At 73.0% G+C, this 1,518-nt stretch carries 1 protein-coding gene; it reads right to left on the bottom strand.

Going from position 1 to position 1,518, the window contains the following annotated elements:
- Positions 1-1,518 (bottom strand): SpnB-like Rossmann fold domain-containing protein (locus T398_RS26760; protein WP_496450574.1); only part of this gene is annotated, 1,518 nt, incomplete at both ends.

Raw genomic sequence — 1,518 nt, 5'->3', positions numbered from 1 at the left:
TGCACCGCCACCAAATGCCGAGCCACCGCCGCACCCAACGCACCCGTCGCACCAGTAACCAACACCGTGCCCGTACCGAAGAGCGGAGCGTCCGGGAGGGATGGTGCGACGGACTGGCGGGTGAGCCGGGGCACCGAGACCACCCCGCGACGGACCCGTACCTGCGGTTCACCGGCGGCCAGGGCCACAGCGAGCAGCGACGTGACGTCCCCAGTCGGGTCGGTGTCGGTATCGGTGTCAACCAACAGCAGCCGGTCCGGGTTCTCGGTCTGCGCGGAGCGGAGCAACCCCCACACGGCCGCACCGGCCAGGTCGGTAACGTCGTCGCCGACAGCGTGTCGGGTGAGCACCGCCAGCCGGTGGGTGTTCGGGCCGGCCAACCACTCCTGTACCAGGCCGAGCACCCGATTCACCTCGTCGTGCACCGCCTGCGGGCCGGCGACGTCCCCGCCGATTCCGGCGGTCAGCACCAGCAGTGCGGCGGCGGTCGCTCCGTCCCGGGCGAGTGGGTCGGACACCCCCTGAGCGGTGCCGGTGGGGACGAGCTCGGGCCGGACGGCCGGGTGGTAGGCCCAGTCAGGTTCGGTCAGCGCCGCGGGCGTGCCGATCTCCTGCCAGGTGAGGTCGAACAGCGCGTCGGAGATGCCGCCGCTCTGGTGCGCCTGGACCGGCCGCAGGACCAGCGAATCAACCGTGGCGACGGGGGCACCGGCCGCGTCGGCGACCACCACCCGGACCCCGGAGCCGACCGGGGTGAGCCGGATCCGTACGGCGGCCGCGCCAGTGGCGTGCAGGGTGATGCCCGACCAAGCGAACGGTAGCCCGCGGAAGGTGTCATCCTCGGCGAGGCCGAGGGCGTGCAGGCCGGCGTCGAGTACCGCGGGGTGCAGGCCGAAGCCGTCGGCCTCCACGTTCTCGGGGAGGTTCACCTCGACGTAGAACTCGTCGTCGCGTCGCCACACCCGGCGCAGCCCCCGGAAGATCGGGCCGTAGGCCAGGCCGCCGGTGGCCAGGTGGTGGTAGAGGTCGTCGGTGGACACCGGTTCGGCACCGGTGGGCGGCCATTCGCTGAGGACGGTTCCGGTGCTCCGGCGGCCGGTGGTGAGCAGGCCGCTGGCGTGCCGGGTCCACTGGTCGTCGGCGTCGGCGCTGCGGGCGTACACCTGGATGGAGCGGGCCGGGCCGGCGTCGGCGGCGCCGACGACGACCTGGAGTTGGACGGCGCCGCGTTCGGGCAGCACCAGCGGGGTCTCAATGGTCAACTCATCGACGGTTTCGGCGCCGACCTGGGCACCGGCGTGCAGGGCGAGCTCGACGTAGCCGGTGCCGGGGAAGATCACCGCGCCGTTGACGACGTGGTCGGCGAGCCAGGGGTGCCGGTCGAGGGAGAGCCGTCCGGTGAGGACGGCGCCGTCGGCGTTGGCGAGGGTGACCGCCGCGCCGAGCAGCGGGTGGTCGGCGGAGTCCAGACCCATCGCGGTGGCATCACCGGGATCAGCCGGAGCGTCGATCCAGTAG

Source organism: Salinispora goodfellowii, assembly GCF_059570675.1.
The sequence above is the reverse complement of the archived record's forward strand: the minus strand, read 5'-3'. Positions and strand labels throughout refer to the sequence as shown.